This is a genomic window from Brevibacillus sp. HB1.1, assembly GCF_013332445.1.
GTDB lineage: Bacteria > Bacillota > Bacilli > Brevibacillales > Brevibacillaceae > Brevibacillus > Brevibacillus porteri.
Genome location: NZ_JABMIV010000001.1, coordinates 511,855 through 536,394 on the forward strand (window position 1 = coordinate 511,855; position 24,540 = coordinate 536,394).

Consider the following 24,540-nt stretch of genomic DNA (forward strand, 5'->3'; position numbering starts at 1 on the left):
TTAGGAGTCTGCCTCTTCTTGATAATCACACTTGGTGCAAACAATGCTAACTCCTTGCTTCTTGCGCTTTTTCTCCACGAGCATGCTGGAGCATTTTGGACAAGGTCTGGCAATCGGTTTGTCCCACGATACAAAATCGCATTCCGGGTATTGATTGCAGCCATAAAAAATACGACTCTTCTTAGATTTACGTTCGATAATCTCTCCGGTTTCACACTGCGGACACTTTACGCCGATTTCTTTTACAATCGGCTTCGTATTACGGCAATCTGGGAATCCGGAACAAGCTAAAAACTTGCCAAATCGACCAAGCTTATATACCATCACACGGCCGCAAAGCTCGCATGATTCATCCGACTCTTCGACTTTCAGCTCTACTTCTTTCATTTCTTCTTCTGCAACAACTACGCGCTTTGCAAAGTCGTGATAAAAATCGTCAAGCACCTGCACCCAATTGGTGGTCCCTGCTTCGATATTATCCAAACCCGATTCCATATGCGCAGTGAATTCTACGTTGAGAATCTCCGGGAAAAACTCCTCGACAAGCGTGATCACAATCTCGCCTAATTCAGTCGGAACAAATCGTTTCTCCTCTAACGCCACATAGCCCCGCTTTTGAATGGTCTCTAATGTAGGCGCATAGGTAGATGGACGTCCAATCCCCATCTCTTCCAATGATTTAAGCATGCGCGCTTCAGAGAATCGAGGTGGTGGCTGTGTAAAGTGCTGACTCGGCTCGATTTCTTTTTGTTCGAGGATTTGTCCTTCTTCAATGGGCGGAAGGAAGCTTTCTTCTTCTGCACCGTCATCGTTTCCTTCAATATATACCTTCATAAATCCAGGAAACTTCACTTTGGATCCTGTTGCTCTGAAGGTAACTCCACCTGCGTCAATATCTACGCTCATCGTATCAAGAACAGCAGATGACATTTGACTGGCAAGGAAACGCTCCCAGATCAATCGATACAAGCGAAGCTGATCTCTCGACAAGTATTCCTTGATTTCATCCGGTGTACGCATTACACCTGTTGGACGAATCGCTTCGTGAGCATCTTGAGCATTTTCGTTTTTCGCCTGATTGCGTGGCTCAGTTAACACATAGTCTGAACCATATTTCTCAAGTATGTATTCTCTTGCTTCGTTCTGTGCAGTCGCAGATAGGCGAGTAGAGTCTGTACGCATATAGGTAATCAAACCAACTGCGCCCTCTTTATTGCCAACGTCGATCCCCTCATAGAGCTCTTGAGCAATTCGCATGGTCTTAGAAGTGCGGAAGTTTAGCTTACGAGCTGCTTCTTGCTGTAAAGAACTCGTGATAAAAGGAGGTGCAGGATTGCGCTTACGCTCTCGCTTGGTTACCTTTTGTACCACGTATGGTTTGTTCTTCATTCGTTTCAATACCGCTGCTACATCATCTTCCGAATGAAGCTCCACCTTTTCATCGCCATAACCATAGAACTTAGCGTTAATTTCTTTTCCGCCGCTGATCAATGTACTCGCAATCGTCCAATACTCTTCTGGTATAAACTCTTGGATCTCCCGTTCACGATCCATGATAAGCTTTACCGCAACCGATTGAACACGTCCAGCACTCAAGCCTTTTCGAACCTTTTTCCATAGAATTGGACTGATATTGTAGCCCACGAGTCTGTCGAGAATGCGACGTGCCTGTTGAGCATTTACCAAGTCCATGTTTATGTGTCGTGGATGCTTGAACGCTTCTTTGATGGCATCTTTGGTAATCTCATTAAATACCACACGAAGCGGCTGATTCAAATCGAGCCCAAGGTATTGTGCCAAATGCCAAGCAATTGCCTCCCCTTCGCGATCCGGGTCGGCTGCGAGATATACTTTTTTTACTTTTTTAGCGGCATCTTTTAAGCCCTTCAATACATCGCCTTTGCCGCGAATGGTTATGTATTTGGGTTCAAAATTACGCGTAACGTCTACACCCATTTGACTTTTCGGCAAATCACGTACATGCCCGATAGACGCTTTCACGATATATTTACTACCCAGGTATTTTCCAATGGTCTTGGCCTTCGTAGGGGATTCTACGATTACTAGCGTATCAGCCATTTTTTTCCTCCCCTTTTAGTAAGGAATCTTCCCTATTATTAAATACCCTTATCCGGTTTGTCAAACACTTGTACGTCTAGACATTACCAAATATCTGGAAAAAATGCTATCGACGCGCAAAATAACCGCCCGGAAGTGCGACGATGGCCCCTTTTGCTTCCAAACGAATCACCAGCTGATGTAGCATCCTGCGCTGATCTTTTTCTAAACTGCTCATTAACTCATCCAAATGAATGCCATCATATGTTACGGCTTCTACAATCGCTTTTTCTTCATTAGATAAGGGAATAACCTCGGTTGCCTCTCTGTTTTCGGCCTGCTGCTTCCGTACAGCTTCTGGAAGATGATGCTTGATTTCCTCCCAAATATCGTTACTGCACGTTACTAGCTTTGCACCTTGTTTGATCAAGTTATGCGGCCCCGCACTCATCAATGAAAAAATCGGGCCAGGAATTGCAAAAACTTCCTTGCCCTGCTCAAGTGCACAGTCTGCCGTAATCAAGGATCCACTTTTTTCTGCTGCTTCCACCACTAATACACCGATAGAAAGTCCACTTATGATACGATTTCGCTCTGGAAATAATCCAGATATAGGTGGAATATGTGGAGGATATTCACTGAGGAGTAGGCCAAAAGATTCAATTTCGCGATAAAGTTCTCGATGCCGAGAAGGATAAACGTGATTCATTCCACACCCGAGCACACCAATGGTCTTACCGCCTGCTTTCAACGTAGCTTGGTGAGCTTCCGCATCAATTCCATACGCTACCCCTGAGACAATGACAAGACCTGCTTGTACCAGCTCTCGGACAAAAAAGCTACAGCTCGCTCTTCCATATGGTGTCGGTTTGCGCGAACCAACGACGCCAATCGACAATTTCTCCAATAAGGTGTGATCACCACGATAAAACAGTGTCCATGGAGAATCCGGGATATTGCGGAGCGAAACAGGATAAGCATCGTCAAAAGGACATAAGAAGCGCGTTCCCTCTTCTTCACGCCTTTCCAATAGCGCCATAGCTGATGCTTCATTGCTTTGCTTGTCAACATGCCCAGTGATCAAGGAAGTCAATCTGAGCTCATGTGCCAGTTCGTGCCAATTTTCGATGGCCACCTGAAAAGAACCAGTGATTTCAAAGATTTCTCTGATTTTCTTTCTTCCCAAACCCGCTATCATCGTTAACACATACAGCCAGTCTCTCTCGTCGAGCTGAGCCTTTCCCATTCCGAAATCCTCCTTCATCCCGATCGCTATTGTCACAGTTGACGGTTTTGAAAGTTATTCTATCGAAAGAAAGAGGCTGCTTCAAAAATAAAAAAGTGGACAAGCCTAAGCCTGTCCACTTCTGTCTTCTATGCTTACTTGCCCATTACTTTCTCGAGCATACCGCGCTCTTTCAGCAATTCAACAAGTGTTTCACCGATAACTGCAGGTGTTTTCGCTACGCGAATACCACATTCTTCGAGCTTCGCGATTTTCTCAGCAGCTGTACCTTTACCACCGGAGATGATCGCACCAGCGTGGCCCATACGTTTTCCTTCAGGAGCAGTTTGCCCGCCGATGAAGCCTACAACTGGTTTTTTCATGTTAGCAGCGATCCACTCAGCTGCTTCTTCTTCTGCAGTACCACCGATTTCACCCAGCATGATAACTGCTTCGGTACCTGGATCTTCGTTGAACATTTTCAGTACATCGATGAACTCCATACCTTTTACTGGGTCTCCACCGATACCTACAGCTGTGGATTGACCCAGGCCGCGAGTAGAAGTTTGGTGAACTGCTTCATAAGTCAAGGTACCAGAGCGAGATACGATACCTACTTTACCTGGAACGTGGATGTAACCAGGCATGATACCGATTTTGCACTCACCTGGAGTGATTACGCCAGGGCAGTTAGGACCTACGAGAAGGGTTTTCTTACCTTCCATGTAGCGCTTAACTTTTACCATGTCCAGAACTGGGATACCTTCTGTGATGCAGATTACCAGATCCAGTTCAGCGTCAACTGCTTCCATGATCGCATCAGCAGCGAAAGGAGGAGCAACGTAGATAACAGATGCAGTAGCACCAGTTGCTTCAACTGCTTCTTTCACTGTGTTGAAAATTGGAATACCGTCAACTTCGGTTCCACCTTTACCAGGTGTTACACCGCCCACCATTTGTGTACCGTATTCAACGGCTCCGCGAGTGTGGAACAGACCAGTTGCACCCGTAATCCCTTGCGTAATTACTTTTGTATTTTTATTAACGAGAATACTCATCGCGTAATTTTCCCACCTTTTTTAACGTATCTACTCGAGATAACTTACTTTACCAAGGATACGATTTTCTCAGCACCATCAGCCATAGATTCTGCAGCTACGATGTTCAAACCGGACTCATTGAGGATTTTCTTACCCAAATCTACGTTTGTACCTTCGAGACGTACAACGAGAGGTTTGTCCAATTTGATTTGTTTTGCTGCATTTACTACGCCGTTTGCGATAACGTCGCATTTCATGATGCCGCCGAAGATGTTGACGAAAATACCTTTTACTTTTTCGTCACGGAGAATAATTTTAAACGCTTCTGTTACTTTCTCTTCAGTAGCTCCGCCACCAACGTCAAGGAAGTTAGCAGGGTCTCCACCGTAGAATTTCACGATGTCCATTGTTGCCATCGCCAGACCTGCACCGTTTACCATGCAACCGATGTTACCATCAAGTGCGATGTAGGACAGATCGAACTTGGAAGCTTCGATTTCTTTCTCATCTTCTTCATCCAGATCGCGCAGAGCTACGATGTCAGGGTGACGATAGAGAGCGTTGCTGTCGAAGTTCAGTTTCGCATCCAGTGCCATTACTTCACCGTCGCCAGTTACAACCAGTGGGTTGATTTCAGCGATAGAAGCATCTTTATCAACAAAAGCTTGGTACAAGCTCATCATGAACTTGGCAGCTTTGTTAATCAATTCTTTTGGAATGTTGATTGCGTAAGCCAGGCGACGAGCTTGGAAGCCATTCAGACCTGTTACTGGATCAACTACTTCTTTGAAGATTTTTTCTGGATTGTTTGCTGCTACTTCCTCGATGTCCATACCGCCCTCTTCGGAAGCCATCATTACAACGCTTCCAGTAGCACGGTCAACAACTACACCAACGTAGTATTCTTTCTTGATGTCGCAGCCTTGCTCGATCAGAAGGCGCTTAACTTCTTTACCTTCTGGTCCTGTTTGATGAGTAACCAGTACTTTGCCAAGAATTTCGCTGGCATATGTACGAACTTCATCAAGATTTTTTGCAACCTTTACACCGCCAGCCTTACCACGGCCACCAGCGTGAATTTGCGCTTTTACTACGTTTACTTGGGTGCCCAGTTCTTTCGCTGCTTCAACAGCTTCTTCCACTGTGAAAGCTACGCGTCCTTCAGGAACTTTTACACCGTACTGCTTAAGTATCTCTTTACCTTGATACTCATGAATGTTCATTCTCCATCCTCCTATGGCAGATAAAGATCGGCAGGCTTTTAGACCGGTTCAAAGACGTCTGTCTTTTTCCGGTCATAACCTCCACTATCAGTGCAACGTAACTATTCTACGACAAAAACTGCAAAAGTGGTAGTAATATGTTCTTTTTTATCGTGACCAGAAGTGCGAAACTTCATGAGGATATTCCTCATTTTCGTAGAGATTGAAACAATTTCCACTCGTTTTCAGCGAGTTCATCGTGATTGTACCAAGTTTGGTCGTACTTAAAGTAACCTGGATATAGTTCAATTCTCTGTTCTGTATCATTCACAAAAAAATGAAGTTCGTATTGTTTTGAGCCCGGATCTTTCGGTGGAACATTTAGTGGATCTCCATTTTTTAGCAATCGGACGGATTGATGAGCAATTCCTTGCTCGATCGTCGTTTGGGTGACATCCAACTCTGTGTCTTGGACGTTCATTTCGCCATTTGCTGTGATGCGAATCTGTGTAGATTTAAATAACTGGTCGAACCTGTCTTCCTTACGATTGCTTGGTGGCATCCATTCCGTTAACCGCGAAAAGAGGCTACCCTCTACACGAAAGAAAAACGTTTCTCTCCCAAAGGGAACCGCAATCAGCGTCGGCGTTAAAATGGCCACTTCGACAGGTTTGTCAGCAGAATTTATTCTCATCCGATAGTTCGGATAGAGTGGATACTGCTTGCTACGACTGTCCAGCTCTGGTACTGCCGATTCCATTACTTTCCTGATGTATTCTGCTTCTGATTCGTTCAACACGCGAGCTTGACCAAGGTCCTCTGCCGCTAAACGCACACTTTGAATTTTTTGTGAGAGCACGCCTTTGCCAGTTAACTTGTTTACCCACTGATAAAAATAGCTGGCACCCGCTCCACGATACGTGTGTCCTCCAAACTCACTTGCCGACTCCCCCACTGTTACGACAAGTGGAGCCTGCTGTGTTCGGTAGAGGACAAGTGTAAAACGTACATCCTCTTGCTTTAAAGGCTCGGATGATATTTGTAAATCTTGACCCTGTCCGGACAGCTCTTGCAAAAACAAGCGCGAGTCCAATAATACTTCCTGTCCATCCGTTGACATCACCGTTACTTTTTCAACCGCACCAAGCTCTGTCTCGATATGATCTTTCATGTCATCAGATACCTTACCTGACTGTGCACAGCCAGTGACAAACAAGGTACTCACCATCATAACCAGTAGACACGTACGTAAAGACGATATCACGCAGTAACCCTCCTCGTGTATTCCTGTAAGATAACGCTACAGAAGTCCCAATCGACGGCTGATCTCACTGCCAAGCTTTCGTTTCACGTAAATTTCACCAATTTGGTGCGGATCTTTCACAATAACGGAGCGATTGTTCGTACGAATCACCACGTACTTTTCATTGTTTTTGTCCAAACCACAAATCAAATCAGATGAGGCTTCAACAAAGATAGCTACCACTGTTTTCCCATCTATTTTTTTCAACGAAATTTTTGGGAATGGGGTCACAAACGGTGACGTCTTATCTTGGATGTATTGCGTAATGGCAAGAATGTATTTGTCCGGGTCTCCATACTGCTCGATCTCATGATCAATCCCGCACACTGTTCCTTCATCGGTAATGCCTAAAAATAAATTCCCGTTGTTTGAATTCGCAAACGCCACAATAGACTTAATAATTCCCGTCTTCGAATAAAGAAAGTCGCGTTTGAATTCAATCATGTCGTTCTCACCAAGTTTTGTTGCTGTTACGGGATCATCGATTCGGCCTAAATAGCGAAAGCGACTGATTGCCCCTAAGCGATAGACGTATTCTTCAAATATATCAGCAGGCAGAGAAAGGTCTTCTATGCTTGCATCTGTGTTTTGCCACAATTTATATGTTTGCGGAGCAAAGCACATGTCAAACAATACGTTCCCACCGAGCGAGCGTATGTTCATACCGATGGAAGCAGGCATGATCTTCCCCGGCTGATAAGGGGCATCTGTTTCTACATCCAATACTCCTGAATGAATTAAATAATCGAAATAATGACGCGGTAATTGTGCATGATGCTTTAATAACTGACGTTCTGGCTTGGGTCGTCTGATTTCTTGATAAAAATCAAAACGCACAGATTGTTCTTCCAGTTGGCTTACACTCGCAATCAATGAACAAATATGGCGCATGTTTCCCCTCGTTTTGTGTTAGAGTAGGTGTCATTGTTTGGTCATATTTTAACGCAACGTTTAAAGGATTGACTAGTTTTTTGTTATTTTTGTGTTTGATAGTGATGTAAGATTGTTTGCAATTTAAATGAAAGTCCCATTTCTCCACTAATTTTCAGCTTACCCGTTACAAAAGCAACAGTGGGATTCAAGCATCCCTCTACGAGCTTAATAAAATCTTTGTCAGATAACTCCAGCTTGCAGCCTGCTTCCCTGGTCACACCCAGCGTGTAGTCCGCCTGATTATCGGCAAAAACAATCTCGTAGGTGCCCCCCTCTTCTCCACTTAGGACAAAATGATAAATCGCATGTAATCCAGTGATCCCTTGTGGTTGGTCATTTATTCTATTCGATAAATCCTGAAGAGTTTTTTGTACTTGCATGCTCACTTCTCCTTGCTCGCTATGTATTACGACTGCTTTCGGTAAAAAAAGAAAGCCGGGTGTTTACCGGCTTACTTCACACGGACAGCTGTGCCTGTGGCAATAACCATCATCATACCTTCTCGCAATGTTTCGAAGTCGAGATCAACCCCAATCACTGCATTTGCACCTAATACCCGTGCTTTTTCTTTCATTTCACGCAAGGCCAGTTCACGACCTTCTGCGAGTTTGCTCTCATACGAGCCACTTCTGCCTCCGATGATGTCCGTAATCCCTGCGAGAAAGTCACGGACTACGTTTGCACCCATGATTACCTCTCCACTGACGATATCCAGATACTCTTCCACTTCTTTTCCTTGGATCATGCTGGTAGTAGTTACAATCATGTCATTGCCTCCTCATATCGATCTATTCACACTATATATTACGTACCATAAAATAATTGGTTGCAATGAAAGATCTTAGCCTGTCCAAAAGTGTATGCGCATTGTTGGTAAACTATACTTTTCCTATCCGACCGTGGAAGAAAGTGATTTGGATAATTTGGCAGCTGAAGAGCCTAAACTTGCTTCAGCGATTAATTCCCGCCAGGATCTGGCGAAGAAGTCTTGTGTATTGTACCCGTTCACATGACCAACAGCTGCAGATACGAAGACATCCAGAACGTTGGTTGGACGTGTAATAAGCGTAATGTATTCCTGAATCTGTTCATCGGAAATCGTAGAGATCAAAACAAACTCGTCCCCTGCATAACGACATAAGTAATCACCCTGTTCTTCAGCCAAAGAAGAGAGGACCGAAGAATAGGTGCGAATGACATCATCCCCGAATGGATGGCCATGCAGCTTATTAATTCGACCAAAGTCGTTCAAATCGATAAAAAGCAAATGGAAAGGTTTTCGCTCCTTTAAAAAATTTTCCCCAATAAACTGGATGTATGGAGCGCGATACAAACCCGATAATGGGTCTCGATATTCTGCTATTTTCATCTCTACGATTTCTTTTGTGATGAATCCGATCAGTTGATCCTCTTGTTTGACCAAAGCAAGCCCGTTTTGTTCTTGATGAAGCGCGTGATAAGCCTCCCATACATTGTGATTGGCTGACAGATAGAACGGCTGACTACTCATGGCATCGGCAACGATTCGGTTTGGATGAGCTGACAAAACATCTCTCGTCGTAACCATTCCCAGTACCTCTCCGTGATCCATGACAACTAACGAATCAACATGAGATTCGTTCATTCGCTCCGCCGCATAAGAGACACTTTTGTCAGAGGTGATGGTACAAATCGTCGTCGTCATGATGTCGGAGATGTTCATAATAGATCCACCTCTCGTTGAACAGACAATGCTATTTTCAACTCAGATCGCAGAACCATAGAGTCGCTAATCATACGCTCTGCTTCTTCCAGAATGATTTTCATCAGCAATTTTTCATCTATCATTTGCAAAAGGGTATTTCTTAACAAAACCGCCTCAATCTTTGGATGATTCATTTTCAGTAAAGTAAACTGCTCTGGTGAAAGTGCATCCGCCATTCTCCTTACAGCCTCAGGACCAATTGGCGCTTTCCGCCCGATGATCAACAGATCCTGCATCGGAGGGACTTCAAACTCGGATATTTTTAAGGAAAGCGTTGCTTTCCGAGAATATACGTTGTTATCACTAGCCATAAAAATTCCTCCAATTCTGCATTGCCCTCTTATTCGTCCGGCAAACTGCCTGGTTTACCAAACAAGTATCCCTGGCCGATTGCAACGCCCAATAAAGAAGCACAAGCAAAATCCTCTTCTTCCTCAACTCCTTCGAGAATGAGTTGAGGTGCATCTTTGCAAAATTCAACAAATAATTTTACAGTCTTTTGCTTTTCTAATGAACTCGAGAGCTCTTGCGAAAAAAAACGATCAATCTTGATGTAATCAGGTGAAATATCTTCGATTTTACTGAATATATTCGCGCCATCTCCTACATCATCCAACGCAATTAAGAACCCCATCTTTTTCAATTCAGCTATGCGGTGTGTAAAAATGGGTTCGCTCCAACATTCTCCTTCCATAATCGATTCGTTGATTTCCAAAACGATTTGGTTCAAAAAGGGATGAAAGGAACGAGCGATCTTTTGAATGAAGCTAGGAAATGTGTCTTCTATGATGGTAGAAGGAAAAATGTTCACAAATAAAAGCTCGTTTTTGTGTTCGATCGACGAATGAAAAAAAGTCGAGAGCGCATAATGCAAGGAATGGGCGTCGAGTTCTGGAAGCTTTTGGTTTTCCTTTGCCAAAGAAAACAATGCCTCTGGATAGGTCCCCGCTTTACTGCGAAGTAAAACTTCATACCCTATTCTACTTCTCTCAGGAAGTTGACATATGGGCTGAAATGCGTGATAGTACTCTTTTTTCTTAAATAAATCTGGAATGCTCTCCATCAATTTTCCTTTCCCTTTCCTAGCAAGTATGAACACAAAGAAAAAGCTTCTTCCAAGCGAGAGAAACTCTGCGCAACTTGGAAGTGCTGGGAAATGTACCTACATGCACGCGAGCAAAAGAGATTCCACTCTCTTTAGGATACTTCTAGTCATAACAATATCTAGGTAATAAAGATTACAAATATCATCAGGCATTTCGACAATATATGTCTTTGTCCCTACTTATTCGCCAACATCTTGCATATTCCTTTCCAGATCATACTAATTGTTTCAAATTAATTAGGAACATTGTACGTATAATAGCTATTTTCTATCGTTATATATTCGCAAAATGATAGATGTATCAAGTAATTCCACAACTTGTAAGAGAACTGAATTTCATGCAATTTAATGAAATTAAATTTTTTACTGATTGTTTCGTCGTTAGCAGCTAGCAAGCTTTTTTCATATGGTATGGGAAATGGGGATCGACTTCATTCAAAGGGAGGAAGACCAGTGGTCAAAACCTCAACGTATACATTACAAGTGCAGGAAGGCCACTTATTCACGATTACGCTAGTGGCAAATCCCTCAACCGGCTACCAGTGGGACTTGTCTAATCCGGTGGATGCTCGCTTTTTATCGTTATATGCGAATCATTTTGTTCCTCCACCATCACCAGCTCGTATCGGGCAAGAGGGGCATCAGGTGATGTCCTTTCAGGCTTTGCGACGGGGAATGACGTCGATTTCTTTGAAGTATTGTCGGCCTTGGGATAGTGGGGATTGCGGGGAGTTTGTGTTTTATGTTGTTACGATTGTATAGGGGTTATGTTTAAAAAGTACTTACTGTTACTTAATTGGTAGTGGAGTGGTTAGTCTGTATGTGCTGTGTTCATTTATTAGGCACATGCAGACTAACCGATTTTTCTCGAACATTTGACTATTTGGCATTTGGACAAGCGATGTCATCTATGCAGACGTGACCATGCAGAAAAGCAAACTGTGCATCGGAGCAACAATAGTTGAGGAACAAAGAAGGAGCATGATCTGAATACTGATTCAATCTGGCATATTGATAATCATCCAGAAAGATATGGTGTAATTTGGATGAGGTGAACAATATGGTATTCATTGCTTTATCTGCATTGTACCTTAATCCTATTCTAGCTATTTTGTTCTTTGTTAACTTTACATTTATTATGAAGAAAATTGTCAACAATAAGGATTATAGGCGAAATGCAGTTTTTGGGTCATTGCTGATCGTATGGATCTTGTTTTCCTATGGATTGCTTATTATGGCAAGGTAGTTGATTCACTGCTGAAAGAATTGATTTTTCCATTCTATCTAGCATTTTGTAATCTTTTAAGTTTAAAAAAGTAGCCCTCGGTCCAAGGCTCTGTAGCGAATTGCTTCTGCTACATGTGCAGCATCTACACGGCCGGCCCCATCTAAATCTGCAATTGTCCTCGCCACTTTTACAATTCTATCGTATGCTCTTGCACTCAAACCTAATGTCTCGAAGGCAAGCTGCAGCATCTCTTGTCCTTCCTTATCCAGCTGAGCAAATTGGCGCAGCTCTTCTCCATTCATCACACTATTAAAAGGACATCCTGGACGATAGTGGTATCTTTCGCATTGGACAGCCCTCGCTTGCTCTACTCGTTGTTGAATGTCTTTTGAGGACTCCTCTGCTTTTCTGTTGTGAAGAAGTTGAACGGGTACTCTCGGCACCTCGATGTGCAGATCGATGCGGTCTAGCAAGGGACCTGATAGCTTTGAGCGATATTTGTAAATTTGTTGAGGAGAGCATGAGCATGTTTGCTTCTCTCGAGTACCGAAGAATCCGCAAGGACAAGGATTGCATGAACCAATTAACAGAAACCGAGCAGGAAAGGTAAAAACCTGCTTAGATCGTCCAATCGTAACAGCCCCTGATTCCAGCGGCTGGCGCAGTACCTCTAATACATGCCGAGAAAACTCGGGCATCTCATCAAGAAAGAGGATTCCGCCGTGAGACAAGCTACACTCTCCGGGACGCGGGATTTGCGCACCACCGCCAATCAGTGCAGTAGCGGTAATCGTATGGTGCGGAGCACGAAAAGGTCTCTCCTCGACGAGCCCACTCTCCCGCTTCAATTGACCAGCAATACTGTATATTTTCGTCACTTCGTAAGATTCATGAATGGTCATGTTCGGCATGATACCAGGCAGGCAAGTAGCTAAAAGGGTTTTCCCTGAACCTGGAGGCCCTACCAATATCACATTATGAAATCCAGCTGCTGCAATCTCCAAGCCACGTTTTACAAATTGCTGTCCGTAAACATTGGCAAAGTCCGGGGGCAGTTGGTTTTTATTTGTCTTGCCTGTCTCCGATTCGGAAAAAATCAAGTCTGAGTTCTTACTATGAAGTCCTTCTTTCCAGTAGTTCACGGCCTCTTCCAAATTACTCGCAGGCAATACGGTAATGTCGACGAGCTGTGCTTCCGCTGCATTTTGTTCGGGGAGAATCACGTGGGTAAATCCTACATTTTTAGCTTCTAGCAAAATGGGGAGTACACCCGTTACAGGGCGAAGAGAACCGTCTAATGCCAACTCTCCAAGAACGAGGATTCTCTCTGGTCTAGGGAGCATTTGCTTCGAGGCAAGTAAAATACCGAACGCAATAGCTAGATCGAAACCAGAACCTTCCTTGCGCTGGTCTGCTGGTGCTAGGTTAACGGTGATCCGCTGCATTGGGTAGTCGTATCCTGCGTTACGAAGGGCAGCACGAACACGATCTCGCGCTTCTTTTACTGCGGAGCCTCCTAGTCCGACCAAATCGAATTGAGGCAAGCCATTTGCTATGTCTGTTTCGACAGTGACGACCATTCCATCTATGCCAAGCACCGTGCCTGAATAACTGCATGCGTACATGTTCTCTCCCCCTCTGGTTATAGGGTAGGAAAAGATAGAGGGGGTGGGCAAGTAAATTGATGCTTGTGGCTAATCGTTGATACCACTTTGTCAATATAGTTAGGCAAACAGTCCCGATTACCTACTGCTCATTCAATTTAAAACAACAAAACCTCTTGATCAATGATCAAGAGGCATAGTAACCTATACATTTATGGAAAACTTTCATTCCAGCAGGTATACTGCAATAAACAGGTAAGGAGTTGGTTCGATTTGATTTTTACTGTTGATCATCATCAAATTTCCATCCACCACGAACATGCTGAACCTGTTCAGATCGACTGGGACGAAGTATACAGTGTCTCTTACTATAAGATCGATTGCATCGAGTACGAAATGGGTTACCTCGTTTTTGACTTGGTATACGGTGAGTTCATTGAGATTAATGATAGTGATCAAGATTGGGAAAAAATCGTCAATGATCTCGAAAAATACTTACCCTCGCAAACAAGCGATTGGGGGCATTCATTACGTAGTTGGTCGATCGACGACGGTATTCTTTATCTTTATGAAAAAACGTAAGAACGAGGCGAACTGAACCTCCTCACTTTATCCAACGATTTAGAACGTGTATTATTGCTGAAACCATTTGAATATGATGGGGAAAACGATAATCGCTGGTCCTGGACTTATGATCGGCCACCTTTATCCTCACTGCTTTCTCTTCCATTCATTCAGTAGTTCAATGATTTGCTGGTTTTGATCCACTTGCGTTACGATGTTCTGGTTCATCCTCCGAATCACGTCGTAGATGGCAAAAAGTCCTGCCAACAGTAGAAAAGCAAACAACAATTCCATGCCGTTTTTACCTCCTTTTACGATTAACGATGATATTAAAAAAGACCCGCGATCAATGCGAGTCTTTTCTCATGCTGTGTTGTTTCTTCTTGAGCAAATCGAGCTACTTCTGATAGACAGAGATATACTCTTTTTTCACGTGATCTGCTAACCAAACGAGCTCATTTCCATGGTAAAACTTTACACCATCTTGCCAAGCTTGCCTCGCATCGATTCGCAAAAGTACCGGATAATCGTCTCGTCTTTTCCCAACCTGCTGTGCAGTTTGGACGTCTTCAGACAGATGCACATACTGTCTTCCTTTTGGAACAAGCCCGCTAGTCAAAATAGAATCGAGGAATCTTTGCGGCGTGCCATGAAAAAGAAACGCAGGTGGTTCTTTTTCTTCCTTTTGGATCTTTTGTGGCACTGAATGTCCATAGAGGGCGCGAATTTTGCCTTGATTGATCTCATGGCGCTTTTTTTCTGATAGCGCAATCATCGTATGTAAATCTTCTTCGGTAACCACTCGCCACTTGCGCTGTTCATGAAGTGACAAAAGTAATTGCTTGATAGGAACCCATCCTTGTTCGTCTAACTCAAGCTCATATTCATGGGGGGCATGACGAAGCGCATAGGACAGTTCTTTACTCAATTTTTGATAATCCATACACTCATCTCCCATTACAACAGGTCATAGCCACTTCTTTTACGCAAAAAAGTAACCGAGACTCACGATTGCAGCAATAAATAGGTGAACGATGAAATTTCCTGTTAGTCGAACCCAGAGCAGTTGGCTTTTCATCGTCCAAAATCCATAGAGGAGAGCAACGATCAGGTAAGCCAGAACATAAATGAAAAACACAGGACTGCTCTCCTCTTTAGGACATTTCTTTTTTTATGTTAGCAATTAGCTTGTCAGCATTGTTTTCATCGTTATCAAACATAACCAGGTCTTGCAAAGCAATCCCTTCTACGGATTGAATTGCTGTGGACATAGAATCGGCCAGTTGCTGCATATCAGCTTTGTCTGCTATTTCAACATCTAGAACCAGTACAAGTTTTTTCTTCATGGTGATAATCCTCGCTTTACGATAAGTATGGATAGTGCAATCGAGCCATATCATCCCCATTATACATAATAATCCGGTATACATCGACAACTGGTAATCACAGCTTTATTCCGGAATATCTATATATGCGGAAACACTCGATTTTAATATCTCGATCAGCACCTCATCCATGTATATGTATTCATCAGGGATGCCCAAGCAAATGATCCTTTTATCCATCAGTTCCGAGCTAAACTTTTCTTGTAACCGCCTTACATGTTTTTTCTCCATACAAAAAATGAAATCAGCCCAGCCGATAAGACCACTTGTTACTTTGATACGCGCCCCAGTTTCAGTACCTGCTGATCTTACTTCATAATCATTGATCCCGTGAAAAATCTTTTCTGCTGTCAAGCTCCTCCATTTATTTCTACTGCAAATGAACAGTAGCTTCATGCTTCCTCCTCATCTAAATCTTCAAACTTCCATTCCTCTGGTACCGGATAATAAGCGTCATACTCTTTCTTGGCATCCTCGCTCATTTCCTCTAGCCATGGCCAATAATGCATGACATAGTCCTCACCAAATCCCATCCGCCAAAACAAACTATAAGGATGCTCTTCTGGAAACACAATCCATGGTGGCAAATAGAAATGCGGTTGATACCCCTCTAGGCTTTCACGCACTTCCATCCACAATCTTCCTAGTATGTTTCGTTCGTTACTCGTACGATCGATTAAGGCTGCATCCCCAGTAGAAAGCAGAATTTCACGAATGACAGGATACTGTTCTACTTTTGCTTGTAATACCTTGCGCATGATCTCTTTTTCAAGGATAGTTCCCGAAACTTTCTTGGCTTGCAGATAGTGTTCCGAAGTTGTCCATCGTTCCCCTTCCACCTCTATCGGATGACCAGAGAAATGGGAGAAGCAGCCGTAAGGTTTTTCTGGTTGATCGAAGTGAATTTCAAGAGGTTGCTGTATATGTTTTCGGATATGATCCTGCATGAATATTTGTACCTCCCTATCTAGCGTAGCGTTTTCATAATGACTACCTGACATTCCACCCCTTCTGTAAATACTTCCGAAATATATCATCCAGCTTGTCTGTTGGGTCATCCAGCTCATTTGTATATTGGCTAGTCAGTGCAGTCAGACGCTCAATTTGTTCCTCAATAAAATGGTGAAGCTCTTCTATTCTTGGCTCCCAGTTCAACTCATCCCCAGCTATTTTTCTTTGGAGCAGCTCAGAAATTTTACCTTTTAACCTAGAATCGGTTATCAGCTCTGAAACTAACTGATCAAATCCAATGGGGGGGTTCGTATGATTCGTTTCGATCCAGATGCATGCGAGGATCGGGCGTAACACGTAAAAATACTTTTTGATTTTGACTTGCTCCCCTTGCAGATAGTCCCGAAAATTCCCCTTTGCCATACTGAGGTAATGATGCAAGGAAGCCTTTGGCGAAAATACTTCCCCTTGCAATCTTACCAGCTCATCTCGAAAGCCAAGTGTATCGAGATAGACAATGTCTGACACAAGCCATTCTTGTAGGGGCGGATTCGATTTTCGATATAGCTTGAGGGCTTTTCGAATATCCCAGCCATTTATATCTAAAAGGTCATTGATCGGTACTTCTACAACATCCCGTTTGTCGTCAATGGACAAATACCATTCTGGTTTCTTCACATAGACAAAACGTACATCATAATCGCTATCTTTGGACGGAAATCCCCATGCCCGGCTTCCTGATTCAACAGCGAACAATATTTTCAAGTCATGCTCTTTCTCGATTTCTTTTAACTTTTCCAAGATGATCTCTCTCAAGGTTAATTCCTCCTCCACAACAACTAACAGGGTTACCTTTCATTTTGAAAAAAACTCGCTGAACCAATTAAGATTCAGCGAGCTTTCTATCCTATCTTATTTTACGGTAACTTCAATTTCCACTGTAGAGCCTTTGTATTTTGCTGTAATAGTAGCCTTACCTTTCTTTTTCCCTTTTACAGTTCCATTGTCTGATACAGTGGCTACAGCAGACTTGGAGGACTTCCATGTAGCTTTGGTACCACTGATATCATCGCCATCATAGGTGAGTCTAATCTTTTCGGAGTCACCTTTTTTGAGCGAAATAGAGTCGTCATCTGCCTCCAACTTGCCTGAGCTTGAGCCGCCAACTTTTACCTCAATCTCCACTTTTTCGCCTTTATACGTAGCTGTAATCGTTGCCGTTCCTTTTCCTTTTGCAGTAATCGTACCACTGCTGCTGACAGTCGCTACAGAAGTTTTAGAGGATTTCCATGATGCTTTAGAACCACTGATGATGTCGCCATCATACTTCAATACAACGATTTCTCTGTCACCTTTATCCATGGTGAGGCTGGTATCATCAGCTTCCAATGATGAGGAGGAACCATCAACAGTTACATCAATATCTACTGTTTCGCCTCTGTAACTAGCTGTAATCGTTGCCTTACCCTTACCTGTCGCTGTAATAGTACCGCTACTGCTGACAGTTGCTACGGAAGATTTAGAAGTTTTCCATGAAGCTTGGGAATTACTGATCACAGCACCATCGTAAGTCAGAATAATGATTTCACGATTTCCTTTCTTCATGGAAAGTTTCGTGTCGTCCGCTACCAGCTTACCTGAGGTATTTGCATCAACTTTTACTTGGATCTCTACCTTGTCACCTTTGTATTGAGCTGTAATGTAAGCAGTTCCTTTACCTTTAGCTGTTACAACCCCGTCACTTACAGTTGCGACAGACGAATTGGATGTTTTCCAAGTTGCTTTGGAACCAGACAATCTTTCATCGTCATATCTTAACTGAATAGTCTCTTTTTGTCCGTCTTTCAAGGAAATACTAGTATAATCCGCTTCCAGTTTACCTGAAGCATCCGTATCGACATAGACGTCAATTTCTACCTCGTCGCCCTTGTATTTAGCAGTAATCGTAGCTGTACCTTTGGCTCTAGCAGTAACGACCCCATCATCACTGACTCTAGCTACGGAAGTATCCGACGATTTCCAAGTTGCTTTGGAACCAGACAGTTTATCATCGTCATAAGTCAATTTAATTGTTTCTTTATCGCCTTTTTCCATCTTGAGTCGAGAGACGTCTGCTTCTAGTTTCCCATCTGAGTTGCTTTGGCCAACATTTACTTCAATTTCTACTTTTTGGCCTCTATATTCTGCAGTAATGATTGTGCTTCCAGAAGATACAGCCTTTATTTCACCATCATCTACAGTAGCAATGGATTTATCCTCAGAACGCCAATCTGCCTTTGATCCAGCTAGAGTTTTATCAGCATATTTCAAACTAATTGTCGATTTCTTACCTTTTTTAAGATTGATTTCAGAACGATTTGCTTCCAAAATCTCAGCTTTTGAAACGGTGACTCTGATTGATACTTTATCTCCATTATATTTTGCTGTAACAAAAGTCGATCCTGCCTTCTTAGCTGTCACGACTCCATTGTAAACAGTAGCGATATCAGAAGTGCCTACTTCCCAGTTAACCAGTCCATTATCAATCGTGCTGCCATTATAAGTCAGGCGAATCGTTTCCGTTGAACCTACGGAGATATTCATTGAACTCGAGTTGGCTTTCAGGCCAGAAGTGCTTGCTACCACGCTATAGGCTTGTAAAGGTTGTGGTGTCGTGACTTGTGCAGAAGCAATACCTGTAACTGAAAACTGAACAGTACAAATAGTTGCAACCGCTAAGGAGACGTTTTTCATTAAGTTGCTTTTGATCTTTTTCATGTTTTTACCTCCAAATTATTTCCTATACTTGTATTGACGTATGAGATGGAAAAATGTCACACCAAATATGCTTTTTTTTTGAAAAATATTTGTTTTTATTTCAAACAATTGTTTGTAACCCAAATACAAAAGCAAAAAGTGACTCTAGTTATGGGCTTGTCTGTACGAATAGATCCATTTCATCAAAAAAAATGCTTCCCAGCTTTTGAGCCGGAAAGCGGATATTGATGCTTGGAGGAGTTTCATCGCGTCGAGTACAGTACATAGTACGCTGGCTCTGCGACTGATGCTGTAGACGTATCCCCAATATATCCGTAGTCGAGAGCCCGTTTTTCCTAGAAAGCACTCTCATAATGCTCAATGACCGGCTTCATGAAGTCTCCACCTGGTGTTAATGTACCGGTGTAAATCGCGATGACATCAAACCGAAAGGCCGGGATTGGCTGTGAGTTTTTTTGCAGGTATTCGATGGCAAGCTCACGCAGCTTCTGTTTCTTCTTCCAAGTAATGGACTCGCCCGCTGATCCAAAAGATTGGCTGCTCCTCGTTCTGACCTCAATGAAAACCAAGCAATTTCCGTCTAGCGCAATCAAATCCATTTCCCCGCGTTTTGTTCGAACATTTCGATCGACAATGCAAAAACCCTTGTTCACTAAATAGCTTTCAGCAAGCTGTTCTCCTTTTTGACCAAGAAGACGGCGGCGATCGCTCATTATTTGGTTCCTCCGCCTTTATCGATACGATAGACAAAAGCAAGGATTTCTGCCACAACTTGATACAACTCCGGAGGAATTTGTTGATCCAAATCCAGCTTACCCAAAACCTCTACAAGTGATGGGTCCTCTTGTACCGGTATATCATGCTCCTTTGCTGTCTTCAGGATATTGTCAGCTACGTACCCCTTGCCTTTTGCCACAACCTTTGGCGCTTCCATGGTACCCGCCTGGTATTTTAACGCAACTGCCTGTTTGCGTTTTTGCTCTGAAGAGGATGGCGGCTTCATACGCGAAGGTCAACCCCTTTATAGTCAGCCAGGATGGGGCCTTTTGCTTGGATCGGACTTGTCGACTTCCCGCGCTCGGCCGGGACTGGCTGGACCCGCATAGCCGATAGATGGTAACCAACATCCTGTAATTGGTCAGCAAAACGATCCTTGGAGCCTTGAATGAGTGCTTCCACCCATGGCGTATCGTTAAAAATTTGCAGGTTAACGATTCGATTCACGATACTGACATCAATCATAGTTGTCCCCATACTTTGGAGTTCCAAATGAAAGAATAGACGGCAGTTCTCCGGATCAAGTTGTCCAGAGCCTTTCTTTTTTGACTCAATTTGGACGAAAGCCGTCTCATCCCCTTCTGCTTGGCGAATCGGAATTTGCATCACGATTTGAGACAAAGCTTGGTTAGAGGGCTGTACCATCATCAACTGTTGTCCGGTCACTTGTTGCAGTAGTTGATCAGCAGCTTCTCGCAAGGCGGTTGGTAGTGCCTGAGCTGGCGCTTGACTGATTTGCAACAAGAGGGATTTGACTGTATCCATCTGCTTTAATGAATGCGAATCGATTGCCCCCTGTGAAAATGCCTGGCCCATCAATTCTCTCTCGTGGGTTACGCCTAAATGACGAAACAATTCAGCAATTGGGTTAGCAGCTGTGGCTCCATTCACTGCACCAGATGCTTGAGACATCATTTGTGGAATGACCTTTTGCCCCGCATCTGTCACTACGGCCCTTTGCTCTGCCATCTGCTTGTTTTGGATCGGCTCCTGATTCATCTGTGATGACTGAGGAATAGGCAACGGCTCGGTTCGAGCAATTTTTGACTCGACGCTTGGACCACTAGTCTGGTTAGGCAGCAACTGATTACTCTTTCCGATCATGGCGTTTTGCTGCGATTCCACCTGCTTTGTTGCAGGGCTTGGTGCAGTTGCTGCCTCAGTGGAAACAGATGACGAAACAGCTTGTGATGGCGATGGTATGTTACTGAAAGCCTGGGTTGATGGTTGGGGTGATGTCTGCAATTGCGCTGAAGGCTGACCGCTCTGCGCAGGCAGCGGCTGAGTCTGGCTTCCTCCAGACGCGTTCTGAGAAGCACCTTGATTGGGCTGATTCCCTTGTGGCATTTGTTTGACCGCCAGTCCCTCGTCTGTTGCATCGTTGCCCGTGATAAGTAAAGAGAGTCCTGCCAACTTTTCTTTTAATTGACTAACAAGCTGTTTGACATCTCCCGTTGCTGCATTAGCCTGTCCGGGGACTTGCTGTGATTGGCTTTGAGACATTTGACCTGTCGTCTGTGAAGGCTGGCCCTCTCCCTCTAAAAAGAGCGAGGCTTGCTGCAGCAGGTTTTGGATGAGCTGACCCATTGGCTTGTCCGATAAAAAAGCTTTGAGCCCTCCGATTGTATCTGGAGTCAGTGGCAAATTTCGTTTCATGGCAGTCATGAATGCCTCTATCGTGGCATTGTCTACGCCTAAGCGCCCAGCAACGGCTGAAAAAGCTTGTATCGTTTCCTTATTCACAGGAAGATTGGCACCAAGCAGAGCTTGCACGATCGCTTTGTTCTCTTTTGTATCGGTAATCCCTAGTGACCGCATTAGCCCTTCTAGAGATGCGTCTTTGCCAGCTCCTTCCCCGACGCTTTCCAAAACCTTCAACGTGACGACGCCTGTTGATGGTTGGACTTGCAGCCAAGCTTTCTGGCCCGGTTCCAGACTTGCTTCCATTTTAGCCTGAACCTGCATTCCCCCGACTTGTACGAGCGCCATATTGTCCGGGTAATGCTTGATTACCGTGCCTTTAAACACTTGTCCGGGAGTAAGCTCAACCGGCTTCGGAGCGGATATGGGTGCTTTTTGCACGAATGATTGAATAAGTTGCGACGGGGAAAACATGCAGATCCTCCTCCTGTAGGCAGTATGTTACTAGCTCCACTTTTTAGGCGTGTTCTTTTACACCAGTGAATGTCTTGCGATGGATCGGCGTAGGTCCAAATCGAGCGATTGCTGCCAGATGCTCAGGGGTGCCGTAGCCTGCGTGCTTGTCAAAGCCATAGGCTGGATATTGTTCGGCATACTGGGCCATCAATCGATCACGGGTAACCTTTGCTACGATCGATGCGGCTGCAATCGAGACACTCTTGGCATCCCCTCCGATAATCGGAACCTGCTCGCAATCCATTCCGGTTAGCTGCACGGCGTCAATCAGTAATGCATCTGGCACTTTACCTGCCTGTTGGATCGCCAGCTTCATCGCCTCTTTTGTAGCAGCCAATATATTGATCGCATCGATTCTTGCTGCATCGACAATTCCGATTCCCACAGCAAGTGCATCTCTTTGAATGATTTCGCAAAAAGCTTCCCGAGTGGATACAGGTATCTTCTTCGAGTCATTCAGTCCTGGCAAGTAAAAATCCTTGGGCAGGCACACGGCACACGCGACAACTGGACCAGCCAATGGTCCTCGTCCGACCTCATCTACCCCGAATATGTATTGATGCCCCTTATCAAACATGGCTTTCTCATAGACGGTCATGTCAGCCCACATCTGTGCGAGCTTTTCTTGACGTGCAATCGCTGCTTCCGCCTGCTTCGCCAGAGCCTGTACACCCGCTCTTTTATCTTCTTTCAGCAATTGTAAAAAATCTTTGGGTACCTCGTCCAACTTTTCCATCGTCACTCGTATTTCTTTTATCGACATATCCGCTAGATTCATTGACTCATTTCTCCTTACAGATCTCAAAGTGCCCATTCAAAAAGACGACGTTTTGAACATCCTCTCATAGTAAAAAACCTGCCTACCGTATATGTCGATAGACAGGTTTTTGATGGCTGGAAAGCTTATTCGGGAAAAGATACTGGCTTACCAATCGGTTCGTCCATTTCCCAGTCAATCGGGCGCTCGACAGAGATCGTTCCCAGCTTTCCGGAACGCAGCTCACGCAGGAAAATTTCCGCTGCCTTGTCGTAGTCGATATTTCCGCCAGAAACGAGACAACCGCGCTTCTTCCCGATTTCTTCGAGCATTTCTACTCGATCCTCAGGCAGTTCTTTTAGCTTGAAGCGTTCGATCAGGCGTTCCGGATAGTAGTGCATCATGTAGCTGATGACAAATAATGCTACCTCCGTAAAATCGATGAGCTCGTCTTTAATTGCCCCACTTGCCGCCAGTCGCAGACCTACCATCTGATCTTCAAATTTCGGCCAAAGAATACCAGGCGTATCGAGCAGTTCCAGTGTATCGCCCATTTTTACCCATTGTTGCGCCTTGGTTACCGCCGGACGATCACCTGTAGCCGCTACTGAGCGCTTGGACAAGCGGTTAATAAGGGAAGACTTGCCGACATTGGGGATTCCCAAGATCATGATGCGGATGGCACGACCTTGCATCCCCCGCTCACTGCGCTTTGCCAGCATGTCAGCAGCTAGCTCCTTACACATTTCTGGGAGCTTGTTGACACCTTTACCACTCAGGGCATCAATCGGCAATGTGCGAATGCCTTGTTTGCGAAAATAAGCAATCCACTCATCTGTTGCCCGTTCATCCGCCAAATCTGCTTTATTAAGTAATATCAAACGTGGTTTATCACTGACAATCTCGTCAATCATCGGATTACGGCTGGAAAGCGGCAGACGTGCATCGAGAAGCTCAATGACAACATCGATTAACTTCAGCTTTTCCGTTACTTGACGACGTGCTTTAGCCATATGGCCAGGAAACCATTGGATCGTCATGATGTCTCACCTACCTTGAAGCTTTGCATTATCTTGTCAAGCGAATTCCCGCAACCGGCCAAAAAGTAAATTCAGCTCTACCAACAACCGTACTGACGGCAACAGGACCGATGGCTCTGCTGTCATGACTGTTCAACCTGTTATCGCCCATCACAAAGATATGGTCTGCTGGTATTTGGACCGGGGGAAAATCGTGGGTAAAGAACGGCTCTCCCTGCTGCTTCGCTTGTTCTTTAAATTGTGCAAGATACGGTTCCTCTACCACTTTGCCATTGACCAGTAGCTGATCGCTTTTGACCTCTACTGTATCACCCTCAACAGCAATGACTCTCTTGATGTAATCTCGTTCCTTTTCAGCATGAAACACGATGATTTCACCAGGCTTCGGATCTTGCAAAAAGTAAATCGCCTTGTTTACAACTAATTTTTCACTGTTATGTAATGTACTTTCCATGGATTCGCCTTCTACAATAAACGGGGCGAACAAAAAGGTACGAATGAGAAACGCCAAGACTAAAGCGATCCCAAGTGCCTTTATCCATTCCCATAGTTCATTTTTCTTCTTATGACTGGAGGTAATTTCTTCGCTCATGACTTACGATCCTCCCATGAAAGCTCGTCCAACCTTAGCTGTAACATATGTCAAGATGAACTATTTTATTTCGAGATCGTTAAATGGAAAAAAGAGGCCTGGCAAGCAGGCCAGTCCT

28 protein-coding genes are annotated in these 24,540 nt (G+C 44.1%); 2 read left to right on the top strand and 26 right to left on the bottom strand.

The window, feature by feature from the left end; translation table 11 throughout:
- From topA to HPY27_RS02485, 11 genes are all read right to left on the bottom strand, one after another.
- A complete protein-coding gene (gene topA / locus HPY27_RS02435) occupies positions 1 to 2,079 on the bottom strand; it encodes a type I DNA topoisomerase (RefSeq protein WP_017249339.1) in 2,079 nt (692 codons plus the stop codon).
- A 106-nt stretch (positions 2,080 to 2,185) separates the two neighbouring features.
- Positions 2,186 to 3,304, bottom strand: a complete 1,119-nt coding sequence (dprA, locus tag HPY27_RS02440) for a DNA-processing protein DprA (protein ID WP_174224291.1) — start codon at positions 3,302 to 3,304, stop codon at positions 2,186 to 2,188.
- Positions 3,305 to 3,438: 134 nt separating this feature from the next.
- A complete protein-coding gene (sucD, locus tag HPY27_RS02445) occupies positions 3,439 to 4,341 on the bottom strand; it encodes a succinate--CoA ligase subunit alpha (RefSeq protein WP_007719376.1) in 903 nt (300 codons plus the stop codon).
- Positions 4,342 to 4,385: 44 nt separating this feature from the next.
- On the bottom strand, positions 4,386 to 5,546 hold the full coding sequence (sucC, locus tag HPY27_RS02450) for an ADP-forming succinate--CoA ligase subunit beta (RefSeq protein WP_007719385.1): 1,161 nt from the start codon (positions 5,544 to 5,546) through the stop codon (positions 4,386 to 4,388).
- A 187-nt stretch (positions 5,547 to 5,733) separates the two neighbouring features.
- Positions 5,734 to 6,789 (bottom strand): hypothetical protein, encoded by a 1,056-nt coding sequence (locus tag HPY27_RS02455; protein WP_173622013.1) that lies wholly within the window; start codon positions 6,787 to 6,789, stop codon positions 5,734 to 5,736.
- A gap of 36 nt (positions 6,790 to 6,825) precedes the next feature.
- Complete coding sequence (locus HPY27_RS02460; protein ID WP_017249342.1) at positions 6,826 to 7,719, bottom strand: AlbA family DNA-binding domain-containing protein; 894 nt, start codon at positions 7,717 to 7,719, stop codon at positions 6,826 to 6,828.
- Positions 7,720 to 7,802: 83 nt separating this feature from the next.
- Entirely contained in the window at positions 7,803 to 8,141 is a 339-nt protein-coding gene (locus HPY27_RS02465; RefSeq protein ID WP_174224292.1) for an SCP2 sterol-binding domain-containing protein, read from the bottom strand.
- 71 nt (positions 8,142 to 8,212) lie between these two features.
- On the bottom strand, positions 8,213 to 8,527 hold the full coding sequence (locus tag HPY27_RS02470) for a YbjQ family protein (RefSeq protein ID WP_017249344.1): 315 nt from the start codon (positions 8,525 to 8,527) through the stop codon (positions 8,213 to 8,215).
- A 123-nt stretch (positions 8,528 to 8,650) separates the two neighbouring features.
- The gene (locus HPY27_RS02475; protein ID WP_174224293.1) at positions 8,651 to 9,463 is read right to left on the bottom strand and encodes a CBS domain-containing protein; all 813 of its coding nucleotides are present in this window, start codon (positions 9,461 to 9,463) and stop codon (positions 8,651 to 8,653) included.
- On the bottom strand, positions 9,460 to 9,816 hold the full coding sequence (locus HPY27_RS02480) for a hypothetical protein (RefSeq protein WP_017249346.1): 357 nt from the start codon (positions 9,814 to 9,816) through the stop codon (positions 9,460 to 9,462). The genes HPY27_RS02475 and HPY27_RS02480 overlap by 4 nt, the downstream gene beginning before the upstream one ends.
- Positions 9,817 to 9,845: 29 nt before the next feature.
- Complete coding sequence (locus HPY27_RS02485; protein ID WP_173622015.1) at positions 9,846 to 10,568, bottom strand: EAL domain-containing protein; 723 nt, start codon at positions 10,566 to 10,568, stop codon at positions 9,846 to 9,848.
- 495 nt (positions 10,569 to 11,063) lie between these two features.
- Here HPY27_RS02485 and HPY27_RS02490 point away from each other — a divergent pair, with 495 nt between their 5' ends.
- Positions 11,064 to 11,372 carry a protease inhibitor I42 family protein gene (locus HPY27_RS02490; RefSeq protein ID WP_174224294.1) on the top strand — a complete coding sequence of 103 codons (309 nt, stop codon included), beginning with the start codon at positions 11,064 to 11,066 and terminating at the stop codon, positions 11,370 to 11,372.
- Between the two features lie 546 nt (positions 11,373 to 11,918).
- Here HPY27_RS02490 and HPY27_RS02495 read toward each other — a convergent pair.
- Positions 11,919 to 13,463: a YifB family Mg chelatase-like AAA ATPase gene (locus HPY27_RS02495; RefSeq protein WP_017249350.1), complete on the bottom strand. Its 1,545-nt coding sequence runs from the start codon at positions 13,461 to 13,463 to the stop codon at positions 11,919 to 11,921.
- A 252-nt stretch (positions 13,464 to 13,715) separates the two neighbouring features.
- Between HPY27_RS02495 and HPY27_RS02500 the strand changes: the two genes are divergently transcribed.
- Positions 13,716 to 14,024, top strand: a complete 309-nt coding sequence (locus HPY27_RS02500; protein ID WP_017249351.1) for a hypothetical protein — start codon at positions 13,716 to 13,718, stop codon at positions 14,022 to 14,024.
- Positions 14,025 to 14,153: 129 nt separating this feature from the next.
- On the opposite strand, the gene HPY27_RS02505 is transcribed toward HPY27_RS02500, so the two are convergent.
- The 14 genes from HPY27_RS02505 to lepB form a co-directional block, all read right to left on the bottom strand.
- On the bottom strand, positions 14,154 to 14,300 hold the full coding sequence (locus HPY27_RS02505) for a hypothetical protein (protein ID WP_017249352.1): 147 nt from the start codon (positions 14,298 to 14,300) through the stop codon (positions 14,154 to 14,156).
- Positions 14,301 to 14,403: 103 nt separating this feature from the next.
- Positions 14,404 to 14,949 carry an RNA 2'-phosphotransferase gene (locus HPY27_RS02510; RefSeq protein ID WP_174224295.1) on the bottom strand — a complete coding sequence of 182 codons (546 nt, stop codon included), beginning with the start codon at positions 14,947 to 14,949 and terminating at the stop codon, positions 14,404 to 14,406.
- 39 nt (positions 14,950 to 14,988) lie between these two features.
- The gene (locus tag HPY27_RS02515; protein WP_017249354.1) at positions 14,989 to 15,144 is read right to left on the bottom strand and encodes a hypothetical protein; all 156 of its coding nucleotides are present in this window, start codon (positions 15,142 to 15,144) and stop codon (positions 14,989 to 14,991) included.
- Positions 15,145 to 15,160: 16 nt separating this feature from the next.
- Positions 15,161 to 15,352 (bottom strand): hypothetical protein, encoded by a 192-nt coding sequence (locus HPY27_RS02520; protein ID WP_017249355.1) that lies wholly within the window; start codon positions 15,350 to 15,352, stop codon positions 15,161 to 15,163.
- A gap of 105 nt (positions 15,353 to 15,457) precedes the next feature.
- Positions 15,458 to 15,787, bottom strand: a complete 330-nt coding sequence (locus HPY27_RS02525) for a low molecular weight protein tyrosine phosphatase family protein (RefSeq protein ID WP_017249356.1) — start codon at positions 15,785 to 15,787, stop codon at positions 15,458 to 15,460.
- Complete coding sequence (locus HPY27_RS02530) at positions 15,784 to 16,338, bottom strand: NADAR family protein (RefSeq protein ID WP_174224296.1); 555 nt, start codon at positions 16,336 to 16,338, stop codon at positions 15,784 to 15,786. Before HPY27_RS02530 ends, HPY27_RS02525 begins: the two co-directional genes overlap by 4 nt.
- Positions 16,339 to 16,381: 43 nt before the next feature.
- The gene (locus tag HPY27_RS02535; RefSeq protein ID WP_017249358.1) at positions 16,382 to 17,158 is read right to left on the bottom strand and encodes a nucleotidyltransferase domain-containing protein; all 777 of its coding nucleotides are present in this window, start codon (positions 17,156 to 17,158) and stop codon (positions 16,382 to 16,384) included.
- A gap of 96 nt (positions 17,159 to 17,254) precedes the next feature.
- Positions 17,255 to 19,099, bottom strand: coding sequence for an Ig-like domain-containing protein (locus HPY27_RS02540; RefSeq protein WP_173622094.1), 1,845 nt, complete (start codon positions 19,097 to 19,099; stop codon positions 17,255 to 17,257).
- A gap of 335 nt (positions 19,100 to 19,434) precedes the next feature.
- Entirely contained in the window at positions 19,435 to 19,812 is a 378-nt protein-coding gene (locus HPY27_RS02545; RefSeq protein ID WP_017249359.1) for a YraN family protein, read from the bottom strand.
- Complete coding sequence (locus HPY27_RS02550; protein WP_017249360.1) at positions 19,812 to 20,102, bottom strand: EscU/YscU/HrcU family type III secretion system export apparatus switch protein; 291 nt, start codon at positions 20,100 to 20,102, stop codon at positions 19,812 to 19,814. Before HPY27_RS02550 ends, HPY27_RS02545 begins: the two co-directional genes overlap by 1 nt.
- Complete coding sequence (locus HPY27_RS02555) at positions 20,099 to 21,991, bottom strand: hypothetical protein (RefSeq protein WP_174224297.1); 1,893 nt, start codon at positions 21,989 to 21,991, stop codon at positions 20,099 to 20,101. Before HPY27_RS02555 ends, HPY27_RS02550 begins: the two co-directional genes overlap by 4 nt.
- Before the next feature lie 43 nt (positions 21,992 to 22,034).
- The gene (locus tag HPY27_RS02560; protein WP_173622096.1) at positions 22,035 to 22,811 is read right to left on the bottom strand and encodes a ribonuclease HII; all 777 of its coding nucleotides are present in this window, start codon (positions 22,809 to 22,811) and stop codon (positions 22,035 to 22,037) included.
- A 125-nt stretch (positions 22,812 to 22,936) separates the two neighbouring features.
- The gene (gene ylqF, locus HPY27_RS02565; RefSeq protein WP_017249363.1) at positions 22,937 to 23,830 is read right to left on the bottom strand and encodes a ribosome biogenesis GTPase YlqF; all 894 of its coding nucleotides are present in this window, start codon (positions 23,828 to 23,830) and stop codon (positions 22,937 to 22,939) included.
- 28 nt (positions 23,831 to 23,858) lie between these two features.
- Positions 23,859 to 24,422: a signal peptidase I gene (lepB, locus tag HPY27_RS02570; protein WP_017249364.1), complete on the bottom strand. Its 564-nt coding sequence runs from the start codon at positions 24,420 to 24,422 to the stop codon at positions 23,859 to 23,861.
- Between the last annotated feature and the right edge of the window lie 118 nt (positions 24,423 to 24,540).

Excerpts from the sequence above, each read along its gene's own strand:
- topA (WP_017249339.1), bottom strand. The coding sequence starts at position 2,079 with ATGGCTGATACGCTAGTAATCGTAGAATCCCCTACGAAGGCCAAGACC.
- dprA (WP_174224291.1), bottom strand. The coding sequence starts at position 3,304 with ATGGGAAAGGCTCAGCTCGACGAGAGAGACTGGCTGTATGTGTTAACG.
- sucD (WP_007719376.1), bottom strand. The coding sequence starts at position 4,341 with ATGAGTATTCTCGTTAATAAAAATACAAAAGTAATTACGCAAGGGATT.
- sucC (WP_007719385.1), bottom strand. The coding sequence starts at position 5,546 with ATGAACATTCATGAGTATCAAGGTAAAGAGATACTTAAGCAGTACGGT.
- HPY27_RS02460 (WP_017249342.1), bottom strand. The coding sequence starts at position 7,719 with ATGCGCCATATTTGTTCATTGATTGCGAGTGTAAGCCAACTGGAAGAA.
- HPY27_RS02465 (WP_174224292.1), bottom strand. The coding sequence starts at position 8,141 with ATGCAAGTACAAAAAACTCTTCAGGATTTATCGAATAGAATAAATGAC.
- HPY27_RS02470 (WP_017249344.1), bottom strand. The coding sequence starts at position 8,527 with ATGATTGTAACTACTACCAGCATGATCCAAGGAAAAGAAGTGGAAGAG.
- HPY27_RS02475 (WP_174224293.1), bottom strand. The coding sequence starts at position 9,463 with ATGAACATCTCCGACATCATGACGACGACGATTTGTACCATCACCTCT.
- HPY27_RS02480 (WP_017249346.1), bottom strand. The coding sequence starts at position 9,816 with ATGGCTAGTGATAACAACGTATATTCTCGGAAAGCAACGCTTTCCTTA.
- HPY27_RS02485 (WP_173622015.1), bottom strand. The coding sequence starts at position 10,568 with ATGGAGAGCATTCCAGATTTATTTAAGAAAAAAGAGTACTATCACGCA.
- HPY27_RS02495 (WP_017249350.1), bottom strand. The coding sequence starts at position 13,463 with ATGTACGCATGCAGTTATTCAGGCACGGTGCTTGGCATAGATGGAATG.
- HPY27_RS02505 (WP_017249352.1), bottom strand. The coding sequence starts at position 14,300 with ATGGAATTGTTGTTTGCTTTTCTACTGTTGGCAGGACTTTTTGCCATC.
- HPY27_RS02510 (WP_174224295.1), bottom strand. The coding sequence starts at position 14,949 with ATGGATTATCAAAAATTGAGTAAAGAACTGTCCTATGCGCTTCGTCAT.
- HPY27_RS02520 (WP_017249355.1), bottom strand. The coding sequence starts at position 15,352 with ATGAAGAAAAAACTTGTACTGGTTCTAGATGTTGAAATAGCAGACAAA.
- HPY27_RS02525 (WP_017249356.1), bottom strand. The coding sequence starts at position 15,787 with ATGAAGCTACTGTTCATTTGCAGTAGAAATAAATGGAGGAGCTTGACA.
- HPY27_RS02530 (WP_174224296.1), bottom strand. The coding sequence starts at position 16,338 with ATGCAGGATCATATCCGAAAACATATACAGCAACCTCTTGAAATTCAC.
- HPY27_RS02540 (WP_173622094.1), bottom strand. The coding sequence starts at position 19,099 with ATGAAAAAGATCAAAAGCAACTTAATGAAAAACGTCTCCTTAGCGGTT.
- HPY27_RS02545 (WP_017249359.1), bottom strand. The coding sequence starts at position 19,812 with ATGAGCGATCGCCGCCGTCTTCTTGGTCAAAAAGGAGAACAGCTTGCT.
- HPY27_RS02550 (WP_017249360.1), bottom strand. The coding sequence starts at position 20,102 with ATGAAGCCGCCATCCTCTTCAGAGCAAAAACGCAAACAGGCAGTTGCG.
- HPY27_RS02555 (WP_174224297.1), bottom strand. The coding sequence starts at position 21,991 with ATGTTTTCCCCGTCGCAACTTATTCAATCATTCGTGCAAAAAGCACCC.
- HPY27_RS02560 (WP_173622096.1), bottom strand. The coding sequence starts at position 22,811 with ATGAATCTAGCGGATATGTCGATAAAAGAAATACGAGTGACGATGGAA.
- ylqF (WP_017249363.1), bottom strand. The coding sequence starts at position 23,830 with ATGACGATCCAATGGTTTCCTGGCCATATGGCTAAAGCACGTCGTCAA.
- lepB (WP_017249364.1), bottom strand. The coding sequence starts at position 24,422 with ATGAGCGAAGAAATTACCTCCAGTCATAAGAAGAAAAATGAACTATGG.